Origin of the sequence: Brevundimonas sp. 2YAF1, from assembly GCF_052114745.1 — a bacterium.
Classification (GTDB): Bacteria; Pseudomonadota; Alphaproteobacteria; order Caulobacterales; family Caulobacteraceae; genus Brevundimonas.
This window is the reverse complement of sequence record NZ_JBFRFI010000003.1, coordinates 158,369-174,081: the sequence shown is the minus strand read 5'-3', so window position 1 is coordinate 174,081 and position 15,713 is coordinate 158,369. Positions and strand designations below refer to the sequence as shown.

At 67.8% G+C, this 15,713-nt stretch carries 16 protein-coding genes; 11 read left to right on the top strand and 5 right to left on the bottom strand.

Features of this window, described 5'->3' with window-relative positions:
* The first annotated feature begins 19 nt into the window (after positions 1–19).
* Positions 20–1,045, top strand: a complete 1,026-nt coding sequence (locus AB4Y68_RS06050; protein ID WP_441454607.1) for a hypothetical protein — start codon at positions 20–22, stop codon at positions 1,043–1,045.
* Here the strand turns inward: AB4Y68_RS06050 and bioB are convergent.
* From bioB to AB4Y68_RS06035, 3 genes are all read right to left on the bottom strand, one after another.
* Positions 1,042–2,058 (bottom strand): biotin synthase BioB, encoded by a 1,017-nt coding sequence (gene bioB / locus AB4Y68_RS06045; RefSeq protein WP_441454606.1) that lies wholly within the window; start codon positions 2,056–2,058, stop codon positions 1,042–1,044. The genes AB4Y68_RS06050 and bioB overlap by 4 nt on opposite strands.
* A 66-nt stretch (positions 2,059–2,124) precedes the next feature.
* Entirely contained in the window at positions 2,125–3,450 is a 1,326-nt protein-coding gene (locus AB4Y68_RS06040; protein WP_441454605.1) for an amidohydrolase family protein, read from the bottom strand.
* 78 nt (positions 3,451–3,528) lie between these two features.
* A complete protein-coding gene (locus AB4Y68_RS06035; protein ID WP_441454604.1) occupies positions 3,529–5,013 on the bottom strand; it encodes a globin-coupled sensor protein in 1,485 nt (494 codons plus the stop codon).
* 229 nt (positions 5,014–5,242) lie between these two features.
* Here AB4Y68_RS06035 and ahcY point away from each other — a divergent pair, with 229 nt between their 5' ends.
* The gene (ahcY, locus tag AB4Y68_RS06030) at positions 5,243–6,634 is read left to right on the top strand and encodes an adenosylhomocysteinase (protein ID WP_441454603.1); all 1,392 of its coding nucleotides are present in this window, start codon (positions 5,243–5,245) and stop codon (positions 6,632–6,634) included.
* Between the two features lie 192 nt (positions 6,635–6,826).
* Here ahcY and AB4Y68_RS06025 read toward each other — a convergent pair whose 3' ends face one another.
* Positions 6,827–7,948, bottom strand: a complete 1,122-nt coding sequence (locus AB4Y68_RS06025) for a hypothetical protein (protein ID WP_441454602.1) — start codon at positions 7,946–7,948, stop codon at positions 6,827–6,829.
* Between the two features lie 154 nt (positions 7,949–8,102).
* On the opposite strand from AB4Y68_RS06025, the gene AB4Y68_RS06020 reads away from it, so the two are divergent.
* Together AB4Y68_RS06020 and AB4Y68_RS06015 are read left to right on the top strand one after the other, a co-directional pair.
* A complete protein-coding gene (locus AB4Y68_RS06020) occupies positions 8,103–8,306 on the top strand; it encodes a twin transmembrane helix small protein (protein WP_441454601.1) in 204 nt (67 codons plus the stop codon).
* A gap of 35 nt (positions 8,307–8,341) precedes the next feature.
* The gene (locus AB4Y68_RS06015; protein WP_441454600.1) at positions 8,342–8,914 is read left to right on the top strand and encodes a cob(I)yrinic acid a,c-diamide adenosyltransferase; all 573 of its coding nucleotides are present in this window, start codon (positions 8,342–8,344) and stop codon (positions 8,912–8,914) included.
* A 125-nt stretch (positions 8,915–9,039) separates the two neighbouring features.
* On the opposite strand, the gene AB4Y68_RS06010 is transcribed toward AB4Y68_RS06015, so the two are convergent.
* Positions 9,040–9,381, bottom strand: coding sequence for a hypothetical protein (locus tag AB4Y68_RS06010; protein WP_441454599.1), 342 nt, complete (start codon positions 9,379–9,381; stop codon positions 9,040–9,042).
* Positions 9,382–9,505: 124 nt separating this feature from the next.
* On the opposite strand from AB4Y68_RS06010, the gene AB4Y68_RS06005 reads away from it, so the two are divergent.
* From AB4Y68_RS06005 to arfB, 7 genes are all read left to right on the top strand, one after another.
* Complete coding sequence (locus AB4Y68_RS06005) at positions 9,506–10,270, top strand: electron transfer flavoprotein subunit beta/FixA family protein (protein WP_441454598.1); 765 nt, start codon at positions 9,506–9,508, stop codon at positions 10,268–10,270.
* Complete coding sequence (locus tag AB4Y68_RS06000) at positions 10,271–11,200, top strand: electron transfer flavoprotein subunit alpha/FixB family protein (protein ID WP_441454597.1); 930 nt, start codon at positions 10,271–10,273, stop codon at positions 11,198–11,200.
* A 242-nt stretch (positions 11,201–11,442) separates the two neighbouring features.
* On the top strand, positions 11,443–11,724 hold the full coding sequence (locus tag AB4Y68_RS05995; RefSeq protein WP_441454596.1) for a DUF167 family protein: 282 nt from the start codon (positions 11,443–11,445) through the stop codon (positions 11,722–11,724).
* An 87-nt stretch (positions 11,725–11,811) separates the two neighbouring features.
* Positions 11,812–13,308, top strand: coding sequence for an amidohydrolase (locus AB4Y68_RS05990; protein ID WP_441454595.1), 1,497 nt, complete (start codon positions 11,812–11,814; stop codon positions 13,306–13,308).
* 3 nt (positions 13,309–13,311) lie between these two features.
* Complete coding sequence (locus AB4Y68_RS05985) at positions 13,312–14,658, top strand: amidohydrolase family protein (RefSeq protein WP_441454594.1); 1,347 nt, start codon at positions 13,312–13,314, stop codon at positions 14,656–14,658.
* A gap of 181 nt (positions 14,659–14,839) precedes the next feature.
* Complete coding sequence (locus tag AB4Y68_RS05980; RefSeq protein ID WP_441454593.1) at positions 14,840–15,313, top strand: YaiI/YqxD family protein; 474 nt, start codon at positions 14,840–14,842, stop codon at positions 15,311–15,313.
* Complete coding sequence (gene arfB, locus AB4Y68_RS05975) at positions 15,310–15,711, top strand: alternative ribosome rescue aminoacyl-tRNA hydrolase ArfB (RefSeq protein ID WP_441454592.1); 402 nt, start codon at positions 15,310–15,312, stop codon at positions 15,709–15,711. Before AB4Y68_RS05980 ends, arfB begins: the two co-directional genes overlap by 4 nt.
* Positions 15,712–15,713 lie beyond the last annotated feature (2 nt).

Genomic DNA, 15,713 nt, shown 5'->3' with positions numbered 1-15,713 from the left:
CCACGCTTGAGGCGAGCTCATGATCGGCGTAGTCTTGTTACGCGACGTGACGTCGCGGGCAGGAGAGCCGTTTATGCGGAGCATCGTAATCGTCGCCGCCGTCGTCCTGGGCCTGGCAGGCCAAGCCCAGGCGCAGACGGGCCTCAATCCAGACGTCACCGTCCTGCCCGAGGTGACGGTGAGCGGGCGGCCGACGCCCCAGACGGTGCGGGACTTTGTCGGGCGGGTGGCTGCGCCGTCCAGCGGCCGGGGGCTAGCGCGCTGGCGCGGGGAGGTATGTCCCGGGGTCGCCAATCTTGACCGCGAAGCCGCCCAAGCCATCATCGACCGCATAACGACCGCGGCGACGAACCTCGACCTTCGGACGGGCCAGCCCGGCTGCAAGCCCAATTTGGTGGTGGTCTTTACGGAGGACGGCGGCGGCGTGGCGCGAGCGCTGAATGACGCCAATCCGCGGCTCTTTCGTCAGAATGTGACCGGTCTGGATCGCGGCGCAGCGGCGTTCCGCGACTTTCTGAACGCCGACCGCCCCGTGCGCTGGTGGTCCTTGAGCCTTCCTGTGGATAGCGAAACGGGCTTGAGGGCCGTGCGGATTCCGGGCGATCTGAGCGGCGGCAGGGTAGATTCGGACATTGCGGCCATGCTGTATTGCAATCCCGATGACTGCGCGATTGGAGCCGCCCCTGTCATCCGCAGGAAGGGTGCGGGGCGCCTGAACACCCAGATCGTCGACGACTTGTTCAAGACCATCGTCATCGTCGACCTGAACCTGATCGGCGAGGTCAACACGGTCCAGTTGGGCGACTATATCGCCTTCATAGGGTTGGCGCAGCTTGACGCCCAGGCGGAGACACAAGGGTTCGATACGGTGTTGAACCTCTTTTCCGGCGGCGGCCAGCAGGGGCTCACGGAATGGGACCGATCCTACCTTTCGGCGATCTACGCCGCACGCCCATCCAGAATCTCTCCCCGCGCCCAGGCGAGCGCGGTGGCGGCCATCATGACCGGAGACGTGCGCGCAGCGCGAAGCGACGACACGCCCTAGCCCCGCGCTTCGCCCCTCAGCGGCATGGGCTTGAGGTCCAGCAGGGCGAACAGCCTGGCGTCGTCGTCTTCTTCCGGGTTGGGCGTGGTCAGCAGCTTGCCGCCGACGAAGATGGAATTGGCGCCGGCCAGGAAGCAGAGGGCCTGCATTTCCGGCGTCATGCCTTCGCGACCGGCCGACAGACGGACCATGGACTTGGGGCAGACGATGCGGGCGACGGCGACGGTGCGGACGAACTCGATCGGGTCGATCTCGCCTTCCTTGAGCACGCGCTCGCCCAGCGGCGTGCCGCCAACGGGGACCAGGGCGTTGACCGGCAGGCTGTCGGGATGGGCGGGCAGGGTGGCCAGGGCGTGCAGCAGGCCGGCGCGGTCGCGGCGCTTCTCGCCCATGCCGACGATGCCGCCGCAGCAGGTTGACATGCCCGCGTCGCGGACGTGCTGCAGCGTCTCCAGCCGGTCCCGATAGGTGCGGGTCGTCACCACCTCGGCATAGTACTCGGGCCCGGTATCGAGGTTGTGGTTGTAGTAGTCGAGGCCGGCGTCCTTCAGCTGTTTCGCCTGGTCGGCGTTCAGCATCCCCAGGGTGGCGCAGGTCTCCAGACCGAGCGCCTTCACGCCCGAGATCATGGCCGCCAGCTTGGGCGTGTCGCGGTCCTTCAGCTCGCGCCAGGCGGCACCCATGCAGAAGCGGCTGGCCCCGCCCGCCTTGGCCGCCATGGCCTCGGCGATGACGGCGGTCGGCTCCATCAGCTTCTCGGCCTTCAGCCCGGTCTTGAAGCTGGCCGACTGCGAGCAGTAGCCGCAGTTCTCGGCGCAGCCGCCGGTCTTGACCGACAGCAGCTGGGACTTCTGCACTTCGCTGGGGTCGAAGGTGCGGCGGTGCACGGTCGCGGCCTCGAACACCAGCTCCATGAAGGGGCGGGCGAACAGGGCCTCGACCTCCTCCAGGGTCCAGTCGTGGCGGGGGATCGAGAGATCGCGGGCGGGTCGGATCGAAGCGTCGTCAGCCATGATCGACGGCTTAACCGCGCGCGGCGGCGCGGCCAAGCCGGAAGTCACGCGTCCCTGTTCGACGAACTAGCGCTCGTCCTTGTAGATGCGGCCGTCGCGCATGACGAAGGCGACGGTCTTGAGCCTCGTCACGTCGCTCAGCGGATCGCCCGCCACGGCGATGACGTCGGCGCGCTTGCCCGGCTCCAGAACCCCGACCTCGTCGGACAGGCCCAGCAGGTCGGCGGCGTTGACCGTGGCCGCCTCGATGGCGGTCGCCGGGGTCATGCCGTTCCTGACCATCAGCTCGAACTCGTCGGCGTTGCGGCCGTGTTTCGACACGCCCGCGTCGGTGCCGAAGGCGATGCGCACCCCGGCCGGGACGGCGCGTTGCAGCGACTGGCCGGTGATGGCGATGCGCCAGCGGATCTTGGGCAGGACCTCGGGCGGATAGGCCTCGGGATCGGCCGCCAGCCGCTCGGTGTAGCCGTTCACTACCGACAGGGTCGGCACGTAATAGGCGCGGGTGCGGCGCAGCAGCTGCAAGGTCTCGTCGTCGAAGATGGTGCCGTGCTCGATCGAGTCGGCGCCCATGCGCAGGGCCAGGTTGATGCCGTCGGCGCCGTGGGCGTGAACCGCGACCTTCTTGCCATACAGATGAGCCGTGTCGATCAGGGCCTTGGCTTCGTCGTCGAACATCTGGGCGCCCAGCCCGGCGCCGATGCGGCTGTTGACCCCGCCGGTGGTGGCGATCTTGATGAGGTCGACGCCGCGACCGACCTGAAGCCGCACGGCCTCGCGGCAGCTGTCCGCGCCGTTGCAGACGTTGTCGTGCGCAATGTGTTCGCGAAAATCGTCGTTGAAGCCCAGACGCCCGTCCATGTGACCCGAGGTGGCCGAGATGCTGTTGCCGGCGTCGATGATGCGCGGTCCGGGCAGGCGGTGGGCCGCCGTCTCTTCACGCAGGGCCAGGGTGACGCCGCCGCTGTCGCCCAGGTTGCGCACCGTGGTGAAGCCGGCCATCAGCGTCTTTCGCGCATTCATGGCGGCGCTGTAGGCGTGGACGGGCAGGCTGTCGGTGACCTCGGACAGCAGGCCGGCCTGGCCGGCGATGTCGGAGACCAGGTGCACGTGGCTGTCGATCAGGCCGGGCAGGACGAAGCGGTCGCGCTGATCCACCACGGTCGCGCCGGGGAAGGCCGAGGCGTCGACGAAGCCGTCGCGGATTTCGACCACCTTGCCGTCGCGTACCACCAGGGTGGACGGGCCGCGCGGCGCCCGGCCGGGATGGTCCAGCAGTTGTCCCGCCTGGATCAGGGTCACGGCGCCTGCGCTGGGCGTGGTCTGGGCGACGGCGGGCAGGGCCGCCGCCAGCGTCAGGGCGCAGACGGCGCCCATCAGAACGGTCTTCATTGGTCGAAACTCCCCCTTCGAACTTTGGGGGAGTTAAGCCGGGCGTCGCCTTGCGCGCCAGTGCCTAAACGCGAGACGTCAGCCGACCGCGCGCAGATGCGGGGCGCGGGGGGCGTCGCGATCCAGGCGGAAGCGGCCGACCTGCTGGTTCAGGCTGACGGCCTCGTTGGCCAGTTGCCGGGCCGCGGCCGTGGCCTCTTCGGTCATGGCCGCGTTCTGCTGGGTGATGTCGTCCATCTCGCCCATGGTGCGGCGGACGCGGGCCAGGCCCTCGGCCTGTTCCTGGGCGGAGCCGGCGATGCCGCCGGCCAGGCTGTCGATGGCCACGACGCGCCCGCCGATGCGCTCCAGCGCCTCGCCGGTGCGTTCGACCAGGTCGACGCCGCGCGCCACCTGGGCCGAGGAGGTCGAGATCAGGGTGCGGATTTCGCCCGAGGCCTCGGACGAGCGTTGCGCCAGGGCGCGGACTTCCTGGGCCACGACGGCGAAGCCGCGACCGGCGTCGCCGGCACGCGCCGCCTCGACCCCGGCGTTCAGCGCCAGCAGATTGGTCTGGAAGGCGATCTCGTCGATCAGGCTGGTGAAGCGGGCGATGCCGGTCGAGGACTCGGCGATGGCGTGGATGGCGGCGACGGCCTCGCCGACCACCTGGCTGCTGGCCTCGACGTCGACGCGGGCGGCGGCTAGGGCCTCGGCGGTCTGGCGGGCGTTGTCGGCGGTCGAGGCCACGGCGCGAGCGATGGCGTCGGCCTCGTTGACCGTGCGTTCCAGATTGGCGGCCTGACGTTCGGTGCGGCTGGCCAGATCTTCCGAGGCGGTGGCCAACTGGCTGGAGCCGGCGCTCAGGCCCTCGACGCTGTCGGCCACGGCGCGGACGGCGGTGCGCAGGGCGCGGGTGGCGGCGTGGAAGTTGTTTTGCAGGCTGCGGTATTGTTCGGGGAAGACGCCCGGGATGGTCGTCGACAGGTCGTTCTCGGCCAGATCGTGCAGGGCGGCGTCCAGGGCGCGGACCACCTCGGTCTGACGCGCCTCTGCCTCGTCATGGGCGGCCTGAACGCGGTCCCGCTCTTCCTGCAGAACTTCGAGGTAGATGGAGATGGCCAGGTCCATGTCCAGCATGACTCGCTGGGTCAGTTCGGCGACGGCCTCGCCGGTGATGCGGTCGTGCTCGCGCCGGTTCGCCCAGAACTTGCGCGGACGTTCAGCGATGGTTCGGGTCAGGTGGGCCAGGATGACGCTGTAGCCGCCGATATACCAGCGCGGCTCCAGACCGATGCGGGCGTGGACGTGGCCGATGGTGCGCACCGATTGGGCGTAGGCGGCGTCGGCGCGGCCGTCGATGATGGCGTCCCAGTGCCGCTCCTGCGCCTTGCTGGCGGCGTCGATATGGGTTTCGTCACGGAAGAAACGGCGGGTGGTCGGCTCGGCGCGAACCCGGTCGTAAAAGGCGGCGAGGGCGACCGGCGTCTGCTTGCGCAGCAGCGGGCCCATGGCGCGATAACCGGCGGAGGTCTGACCCAGACCCATGAAGCCCATGCGGTGTTCGATGTCTTCGCCCGCCATAATCGTCGTCTCGCTACCCACGCGGGCGCTAGGAAAGCGCGCCCGCATATCCCTTTGAAGGCTAGGGGTATTGCGCCCCTTAAGAGCGAAATACGTACAATCCCGTATCGATTGCGGAGGAACCTTGGCGGGCCGTCATATAAAGATGTCCTTATGTGTTGATTGCTCCGGTCGGCTGGCCGCGCTATAGCGGCGGCTCAGAAAAAACCGCGCCGCGAGAACCCTTTTCATGACCGACTACATCGTTCGCGACATTTCCCTGGCCGATTTCGGCAACAAGGAAATCGCCATCGCCGAAACCGAAATGCCGGGCCTGATGGCGCTGCGCGAGGAATACGGCGCGGCCCAGCCGCTGAAGGGCGCCCGCATCGCCGGCAGCCTGCACATGACCATCCAGACGGCGGTGCTGATCCAGACGCTGGAAGCCCTGGGCGCCGAAGTGCGCTGGGCCTCGTGCAACATCTTCTCGACCCAGGACCACGCCGCGGCCGCCATCGCCGCCTCGGGCACGCCGGTCTTCGCCACCAAGGGCGAGACCCTGGTGGAATACTGGGACTATGCCCACAAGATCTTCGAATGGGCTGACGGCGGCTATCCGAACCTGATCCTCGACGACGGCGGCGACGCCACCCTGCTGTGCGTGCTTGGCCCGAAGGCCGAGAAGGACATCTCGGTCCTGTCGAACCCGCAGAACGAGGAAGAAGAAGCCCTGTTCGCGGTGATGAAGCGCTACATCGCCGAGAAGCCCGGCTTCTACTCGGCCATCCGCGACGCCATCGGCGGCGTGTCGGAAGAGACGACCACGGGCGTGCACCGCCTGTATCAGATGGCCGAGCGCGGCGAACTGCCCTTCCCCGCCATCAACGTTAACGACAGCGTCACCAAGTCCAAGTTCGACAACCTGTACGGCTGCCGTGAGAGCCTGGTCGACGCCATCCGTCGCGGCACCGACGTCATGCTGTCGGGCAAGGTCGCCGTGGTCTGCGGCTACGGCGACGTGGGCAAGGGCTCGGCCGCTTCGCTGCGCAACGGCGGCGCTCGCGTCATCGTCACCGAAATCGACCCGATCTGCGCCCTGCAGGCGGCGATGGAAGGCTATGAGGTCCAGACCCTGGACGACGTCGCCGACCGCGCCGACATCTATGTCACGACGACGGGCAACAAGGACGTCATCACGGTCGACCACATGCGCCGGATGAAGAACAACGCCATCGTCTGCAACATCGGCCACTTCGACTCGGAAATTCAGGTCGCGGGCCTGAAGAACTTCAAGTGGGACAAGATCAAGGATCAGGTCCACCACATCGAGTTCCCGGACGGCAAGAAGATCATCCTGCTGTCGGAAGGCCGCCTGGTGAACCTGGGCAACGCCACGGGTCACCCCTCGTTCGTGATGTCGGCCTCCTTCACCAACCAGACCCTGGCCCAGATCGAGCTGTGGACCAACGCCGCGTCCTACGAGAACAAGGTCTACACCCTGCCCAAGCATCTGGATGAGAAGGTCGCCTTCCTCCACCTGGCCAAGCTGGGCGCCAAGCTGACCACGCTGACCAAGGAACAGGCTGAGTACATCTCGGTCCCGACCGAGGGTCCGTTCAAGCCGGAACACTACCGCTACTAGGACCCGTCGAAGGTCCGAGCGAAAGAACCCCGCGCCATCGCCGGCGCGGGGTTTTTCTTTTCCCTCCCCATGAAATGGGGAGGTGGATCGTCGGCACAGCCGACGAGACGGAGGGGCGGCCTTGTTCAGGCGCAGCGGCCCCTCCACCGCTTCGCGGTCCACCTCCCCATGCCATGGGGAGGAAAGCCGCCTTCAGGCCGCGTCGCGGGGGTCGTAGGTGTCGGTCTCGCGGCCCATCAGGCCGGTTTCGAAGTCCATGAAGATGTCGATCAGTTCGTCGACCCCGACCGGCGGCGCCTTGGGGCCGAAGCGGAAACGCCAGAAGCTGACGATGTGCTGCACCGCGCCCAGCTGGTCGCCCAGGCGCGCGAACAGGGCGGGCGCCTCCAGCAGGAAGTCGCGGAAGGCGATCGGATTGCCCTCGCGCGTCAGCCCCGCATAGGCGTCGTCGTAATAGCGCAGGGTGCGGCTGACATCCTCGCATGTCTTCATGATCCGGCCGCGGAGAACGTTCCGGCCGCGCTCGATATAGTCCTTGGCGGCCCGGTCGCTGGGGCCGACGGCCTTCACCGTACCCACCTCGTCGGCGACGTGGACGATGTCGCCCATCAGGCTGGCCAGCGACCACTTGTAGTAGAGGAAGCCCTTCCAGCAGAAGACGCCCTCCTGATACTGCTCGGGCTCCAGCCGCAGGGTGGCGCGCAGCGCCTCCAGCCGGTCGCCGGGGGCGTTGGACAGGATTTTGGACGCCATGCGCGCGGTCGAGCCGACCGCCGCCACGCCGCCGCCCATGCTGAGGGTGACCAGGGGTTCGACCTCCTTCTGGACGAAGGCGAGCATCCGCTCCAGGTCGGCTTCGCTAAGCGCGAAATAGCAGGGGGCGGCGTCGACCCCGCCGCGCCGCAGCTGCTCGCGCAGCAGGAAGGGGTCCAGCGACGGCAACTGATCCATCAGCCGCAGGGTCTTCAGGTCGGGATGGTCGGCCTGGATGCCGAACGCCTCCTGCATGGCGCGTTCGAAACCGATCTGGTTGACGAAGACGAAGCGGCCGCCGGTCTTCAGGTCGGTGCTGTCGATGGGTACGACCACCTTGGTCGCCACCTGGCGGCGACCCGGAAAGGCGTCGGTCTCGTTGCGACGCAGCCGGTGTTTGATGATCAGGCAGGTGTTCAGCGCCGGGGTGCGGAACATGGGGCGCTCGGCCCAGTCGTCGGTGTCGCCGTGTTCGTCGGCGACCTTGAGCAGGTTCAGCACCCGCGCCGTCGAAGCGCTGCGGCGCAGGTGTTCCAGATTCCGGACGGCGCGGTCAGTCATGGCGGCCAGTCTGCCGGTCAAAAGGTGACTAACGGCTTAGCTGCCGAAGAAAGTGGTCGCCGCGCCGGATGTGCGAATCGGTCGCAGTTTCGCCAAGAGCCCCAGCCCCTCGCGAACGCTGGCGCGCGCCGGGCGCGAGGCTTAGAAGACGGTCATGGAAATCTTCGACATCCTGATCCTCATCGCCATCGCGGCCGTCACCATCACCCTGGGCTTCGGGGTCTACACCCTGTATCGCGGCGGCGATTTCGCCCGCTCCAACTCGAACAAGCTGATGCGGCTGCGCATCGTCCTGCAGGCGACGGCGGTGCTGTTGCTGATGGCCGGGATGTGGTGGAAATCCACGCACGGCGGCTGATGTCGCCCGGAAAACTCAAGATGGGCGGCTGAGCGATGGTCACGCTGAACAAGATCTACACCCGCACCGGCGACGGCGGTCAGACGCGTCTGGCCTCGGGCGCGCCCGTGTCCAAGACCGATCTGCGGGTCGAGGCTTACGGCGCGGTCGACGAACTGAACGCCGTCATCGGCGTGGCCCGTCTCAACAGCGGCCAGAATGACCGCATCGACGCCATGCTGGGCCGCATCCAGAACGAGCTGTTCGACCTCGGCGCCGACCTGGCCACGCCGCTGGACCCGGCTCCGAAATGGGAGGCCCTGCGCATCATCGCCTCCCAGGTCGAGCGGTTGGAAACCGAAATCGACTGGATGAATGAAAGCCTGAAGCCGCTGGACAGCTTCATCCTGTCAGGCGGCGCGCCCCTGTCGGCGCACCTGCATCTGGCGCGCACCGTCTGCCGCCGGGCCGAGCGGGACGCCATCCGTCTGGTGGAATCGGGCGAGCCGGTGAACCCCGACGCGGTGCGCTATCTGAACCGGCTGTCGGACCACCTGTTCGTCGCCGCCCGCCGCGCCAACGCCAACGGCGCCGCCGACATCCTCTGGAAGCCCGGCGCGACGCGCTGAGGTCAGGCTCGACGCCTCGTCATCCCGGAAGCGGCGCAGCCGCTATCTGGGACCGCAGGAAACGCGGCGTCTTGGGCGGTCCCGGTCTCTCCGCCCGCGAGCGAGCTGCGGCCGGGATGACGTCTTTATCGCTGCTGCATAGCCTTGATCCGCGCCCGTTCAGCGGCCGTCGCGGCGTCGCGGGCGCGCTTCTCGGCGTTCAGCTGATCCTCGATGACGACCAGTTCCTTGTTCTTCTCGGCCGAGGCCTGGGCGCGGGTGACGCCGATGGGGCGGCCGGTGACTTCGGCGATCGAGATGGGCTGGGCGCAGATCCGGCTCTCGATGTCGTACCACTTGCCTGCCGCCTCGCAGCGCTCGCCCGGCTCCATCCAGTAGCGCTGGAACACGAAGATTCCGGCCACCATGACGGCGAACAGGCTGAAGAAGAGGACGCTCAGGCGGCCGATGGTCAGGAAGCGTTTCATGCAGGTCTCATAGATTAAAAATACGCCCGCGACACGACCGCAGTTCACGTAGCGTTACGTTGACAGGCCCGTTGCGCCGGTCCAATCCCTCGGCCGACATTCCGAAGACCAAGTGGATAGGCTCATGAAGGTACTCGTCCCGGTGAAACGGGTGATCGACTCCAACGTCAAGGCCCGCGTCAAGGCGGACCATACCGGCGTCGATCTGGCCAACGTCAAGATGAGCATGAACCCCTTCGACGAAATCGCCGTCGAAGAGGCCGTTCGGCTCAAGGAAGGCAAGGAGCATCACGCAGCCGGCACGGCGACGGAAATCGTCGTCGTCTCGATCGGCGTGACCCAGGCCCAGGAAACCATCCGCACGGCCCTGGCCATGGGCGCCGATCGCGGCATCCTGATCCAGTCCGACGCGGACCTGGAGCCGCTGGCCGTCGCCAAGCTGTTGAAGGCGGTGGTGGACGAAGAGAAGCCGGACCTGGTCCTGCTGGGCAAGCAGTCGATCGACGGCGACAACAATGCGGTGGGCCAGATGCTGGCCGCCCTGCTGGACTGGCCGCAAGCCACCTTCGCCGGCAAGCTGGTCATCGACGGCGGCAAGGCGGTCGTCACCCGTGAAGTCGACGGCGGCCTGCAGACCCTTTCGGCGACCCTGCCGGCGGTGGTGTCGGTCGACCTGCGCCTGAACACGCCGCGCTACGCCAGCCTGCCCAACATCATGAAGGCCAAGAAGAAGGAGATCGCGGTCAAGGCGGTCGCCGACTACGGCGTCGATGTCGCGGATCGCCTGAAGGTTCTGAAGGTGACGGAGCCGCCGAAGCGTTCGGCGGGCGTCAAGGTCGCCGATGCGGCCGAACTGGTTTCCAAGCTCAAGTCCGCGGGGGTCCTGTAAATGGCCGTTCTCGTCATCGCCGACCACGACGGTTCGGTCGTTCGCGACACCACCAACAAGACCGTGACGGCCGCTCTGGCCCTGTCGTCGGACGTGGACGTTCTGGTCCTCGGCAAGAACGCCAAGGGCGTGGCTGACGCCGCCGCCAAGATCGCCGGCGTGCGCAAGGTCCTGCTGGCCGAGGGCGACGCTGTCGCTCACGGTCTGGCCGAGGCTGTGGAAGCCACCGTCCTGCCGCTGGCCGTCCACTACGACGCCATCCTGACCCCGGCCAACACCGACGGCAAGAATTTCGCCCCGCGCATCGCCGCCAAGCTGGACACGGCGCCGATCTCGGACATCGTCGAGGTCGTCTCGGCCGACACCTTCGTTAGGCCCATCTACGCCGGCAACGCGCTGGAAACGGTCCAGTCGGTCGACGCCAAGAAGGTCATCACCGTGCGTCCGACGGCGTTTGTCGCCGCTGGCGAAGGCGGCTCGGCCTCGGTCGAGAGCGTCGCCGCCGGTGAAGCGCCCAAGACCGCCTTCGTCTCGGAAGAAATGGTCAAGTCGGACCGTCCCGAACTGGGCGCCGCCAAGATCATCGTCTCGGGCGGCCGCGCCCTCGGCTCGGCCGACGAGTTCCACGCGGTGATGGAGCCTCTGGCCGACAAGCTGGGCGCCGCCATCGGCGCCTCGCGCGCCGCCGTCGATGCCGGCTACGCCCCCAACGACTATCAGGTCGGCCAGACCGGCAAGGTGGTGGCCCCGGCCCTCTACATCGCCATCGGCATCTCGGGCGCCATCCAGCACCTGGCCGGGATGAAGGACTCCAAGGTCATCGTCGCCATCAACAAGGACGCCGACGCCCCGATCTTCCAGATCGCCGACTACGGCCTAGTCGCCGACTACAAGACCGCCGTGCCGGACCTGATGGCCGCCCTGGGCTAAGGGCTGCTACAGGCTGACATGAAGCGCGCTGGACGGGAGACCGTCCGGCGCGTTTTCTTTTGCGGCCCCTTTACTACCGCTCATCCCGGCGGACGCCGGGATCCAGTTCTTTGGCTTCAAGCGGCTACGCCCGGTATCGGAACGGATTTCCACCGTGGCGCGCGTGGCTCTTACTGGATCCCGGCGTCCGCCGGGATGAGCGGGAAGAGGTGGCTTGGCCCTCTCAAGCGAAAACAGGCTCCATGATCGCCCGCCTCGCCATCAAGCTGACGCCTCGAGCCGCTTCCGACCGCATCGACGGCTGGGACGTCGACCCCGACGGACGACCGGTGCTCAAGGTCCGCGTCCGCGCCCAGCCGGTCGAGGGCGAGGCCAATGCCGCCCTGATCGCCTTTCTGGCCAAGGCTCTGGGCGTGCCCAAGCGGGCGGTGACTCTGTCGCGCGGCGGTCAGTCGCGGCTGAAGATGATCGAGATCGAGGGGCTGGACGAGGCCGGGGTGCGCGACCGCCTGTCCGTGGGCTGAGTTTTAAAGCTTTACGCTAGGGGAAACTAAGGTTTCTATGTCGCCCATTGTATGCCCGCCGTTCGCGGGCGCGAGGGGGTCTCGTTCATGTCATCCAGCCGCTTGCGGGGCTCCAGCCTCGCTGTCATCGCCTGCGCGCTCGGCGCGCTCAGTCTTTCGGCCTGCGCCACGACCGGGGACGCCAAGCCCAAGACGGAGACGGCCTCGACCTCTTCGTCGTCCAAGGACCGCACCATGGCCCCGGGCCTGGACGGCTGGGCCAACACCGCCCCCTATCCCTCGACCTATCGCGGCCTGCCGCGTGAGAACCTGGCCCTAGTCGGCGCCACGGTCCTAACCGGCGCAGGGCAAAAGATCGAAGGCGGCGTGGTGATCATCACCGACGGCCGCATCGCCGCCGTCGGCGGGTCGAACACACCGGTCCCTGCGGGCCACAAGGTCGTCGACGCGCGCGGCCGCTACGTCACGCCCGGCGTCATCGACATTCACAGCCACCTCGGCGTCTATCCCTCGCCCGGCGTTCAGGGCATGAGCGACGGCAATGAGGCGACCAATCCGAACACGGCCCAGGTCTGGGCCGAACATTCGATCTGGCCCCAGGACCCCGGCTTCAACGCCGCCCGCGCCGGCGGCGTGACCACGCTTCAGATCCTGCCCGGCTCGGCCAACCTGTTCGGCGGGCGCGGCGTGACGGTGCGCAACGTGCCGTCGGTGACCATGCAGGGGATGAAATTCCCCGACGCCCCCTACGGCCTGAAGATGGCCTGCGGCGAGAACCCCAGCCGCGTCTATGGCTCGCGCAACCAGTCGCCGGCCACCGGCATGGGCAATGTCGCCGGCTACCGCGCCGCCTTCATCGCCGCCAGCGAATACAAGGCCAAGTGGGACAAGTGGCGCGAGGACGGTCAGGGCACGCCCCCGACCCGCAACCTGCAGCTGGAAACCCTGGCGGGCGTGCTGGAAGGCAAGATCCTGATCCAGAACCACTGCTACCGCGCCGACGAGATGGCGGTCATGCTGGATGTGGCCAAGGAGTTCGGCTACCGCATCACCACCTTCCACCACGCGGTCGAGGCCTACAAGATCGCGCCGCTGCTGGCCCGTGAAGGCGTCTGCGCCGCCATGTGGACCGGCTGGTGGGGCTTCAAGATGGAGGCCCTGGACGGCATCGAGGAGAACGCCGCCCTGACCGATGCGCCCGAAGGTTCGTGCGCCGTCATCCACTCGGATGACGACCTGCTGATCCAGCGCCTCAATCAGGAGGCCGCCGCCGCCGTGTCGGCCGGCCGTCGCGCCGGGATGAGCATCTCGGAAGAGCACGCCATCAGTTGGATCACGCTGAACGCCGCCAAGGCCATCGGCATCGACAAGGAGACCGGCTCGTTGGAGACCGGCAAGCGCGCCGACGTGGTGATCTGGAGCGCCGATCCCTTCTCGATCTACGCCCGCGCCGATCAGGTCTTCATCGACGGCGGCCTGGCGTTTGACCGCAGCAACCCGGCCTATCAGCCCGTATCCGATTTCGAGCTGGGCCAGCCCGGCTTCGCCCAGCCCGCCGCCGGCGTCGCTCAGGGAGCTCGCTGAACCATGCGTATCCAATCCTTCATCGCCGGCGCGATCGCCGCGCTTTCGCTCTCGGCCCCGGCTCTGGCGCAAGACGTCGCCATCACCGGCGGTCGCGTCCTGACCGGAACCTCGGTGATCGAGAACGGCACCGTGGTCGTCCGTAACGGCCGGGTCGTCTCGGTCGGAACCGGCGCGGCGCCGTCGGGCGTCCGCGTCATCGACGCCCGCGGCAAGGTCGTGACCCCCGGCTTCGTCGCCGTGGATTCCGGTCTCGGCGGTACGGAAGTCGGCTCCGTGCGCGGCACCAACGACCTGGGCAACGCCGCCAATACGCTGAGCGCGGCCTTTGACGTCTCCTACGGCCTGGACCCTTGGTCCTTCACCCTGCCGGTCGCCCGCCTCGGTGGCGTCACCCGCGCGGTGGTCACGCCCCAGCACGCGGGTTCGGGCGGCGGCCACAGCCATGACGATTCCGACTTCGCCGGCGCCGGTTCGGGCGGCTTCCAGACCCCGGGCCTGTTCGCCGGTCAGGCGGCGGTCATCAAACTGGGTCGCGGCACCGACATCCTGGTCAAGCCGCGTGTGGCCATGGTCGCGCCCTTCGGCGAGGCCGGCGCCACGGTCGCCGGCGGCGCACGCGGGGCCGAGTTCGTCCTGTTCAAGGAGACCCTGGCCGAGGTCCGCCTCTACGCCCGCAACAAGGCCGCCTATGACCGCGCGGCGCTGCGCGACCTGTCGCTGTCGCGCGCCGACCTCGAGGCCCTGATCCCGGTCGCCGACGGGCGCATGCCGCTGATCGTCAGCGTTCACCGCGCCTCGGACATCCAGCAGGTGCTGCGTCTGGCGCGTGAGGAAGGCGTCAAGGTCATCCTGGACGGCGCCGAGGAAGGCTGGCTGGTCGCCGCCGACATCGCCGCGGCCAAGGTCCCCGTCCTGCTCAATCCGATCTCCAACCTGCCCTCGAACTTCGAGATGCGGGCGGCGCGGATGCAGAATGCGGCGGCGCTGAACGCAGCCGGCGTGGTCATCGCCCTCAAGGGCAATGAAGGCGGAGCCCACCGCGCCCGCGACATCCGCTACAACGCCGGCAACGCCGTTTCCCACGGCCTGCCGTTCGAGGCGGCCATCGCGGCGATCACGGTCAATCCGGCCCGCATCTTCGGCTTCGACGGCCAGTTCGGCGAACTGAAGCCCGGCGCGGCGGGCGACGTGGTGGTCTGGTCCGGCGATCCGCTGGAGCCCCTGAGCCAGCCCTCGGCCGTCTTCGTCGACGGCATCGAGCAGCCGCTGCAGGCCCGCAACCTGCTGCTACGCGACCGCTACCGCACCGGCGGCGAAGGCGCGATGCCCGTCGCCTACCCGCAGTAACGTCCTTCTCCCCTTGCGGGAGAAGGTGCGCCGAAGGCCTCGGATGAGGGGTGTGAGCGCCGCGATCGAAAGGTCGCGGCGCTTTCATTTGAGTATGGGGCGAGGGCAAGCGAGACCCCTCATCCGTCAGGCTTCGCCTGCCACCTTCTCCCGCAAGGGGAGAAGGGCCATAAGACGCCTCATGCCCACCACCCTCTACATTGATGCCGACGCCTGCCCCGTGAAGGAGGAGGTCTATCGCGTAGGTCGCCGCTATGGGCTCAAGGTCTTCGTGGTGTCCAACGCCTGGATCAACGTCCCGCGCGAACCCCTAATCGAACAGGTGGTGGTGGACGCCGGCCCCGACGTCGCCGACGACTGGATCGCCGAACGGGCCGTGACCGGGGACATCGTCATCACCGCTGACATTCCCCTGGCCGACCGCTGCCTGAAATCCGGGGCCCAGGCGCTGAAGTCGAACGGCCAGCCCTTCACCCCCGACTCCATCGGTTCGGCCCTGGCGGGTCGGATGGTCGGCGAACATCTGCGCTCCATGGGGGTGGCGACCAGCGGCCCTGCGCCCTTCTCGACCGCCGACCGCTCGCGCTTCCTGCAGGCCCTGGATACGGCAGTCGTCCGTGCACGGAAGGTCTCGCCCCCCAAGGCTGAAACGTGAGCCGGATTCCCGAGGACGAGCTGGAGTTCCGCTTCTTCCGCTCCGGGGGGCCGGGCGGGCAGAACGTCAACAAGGTGTCGACCGCCGTCCAGATGCGCTTCGACGTCAAGAATACGCCCAGCCTGACCGAACCGGTGAAGGCGCGGCTGATGAAGCTGGCAGGCAGCCGGCTGACGCTGGAGGGGGTCATCCTGATCACCGCCGTCCGTTTTCGGACGCAGGAGCGCAACAAGGCGGACGCCGTCGAGCGGCTGGACGAGATGGTGGCCGAGGCCTCGATCAAGCCGATCTATCGCGTGCCCACCCGCCCGACGCGGGCGTCCAAGGAGCGGCGGCTGAAAGGCAAGTCGACGCGCTCGACGATCAAGAGCGGACGCGGAAAACCCTCGCTGGATTGACG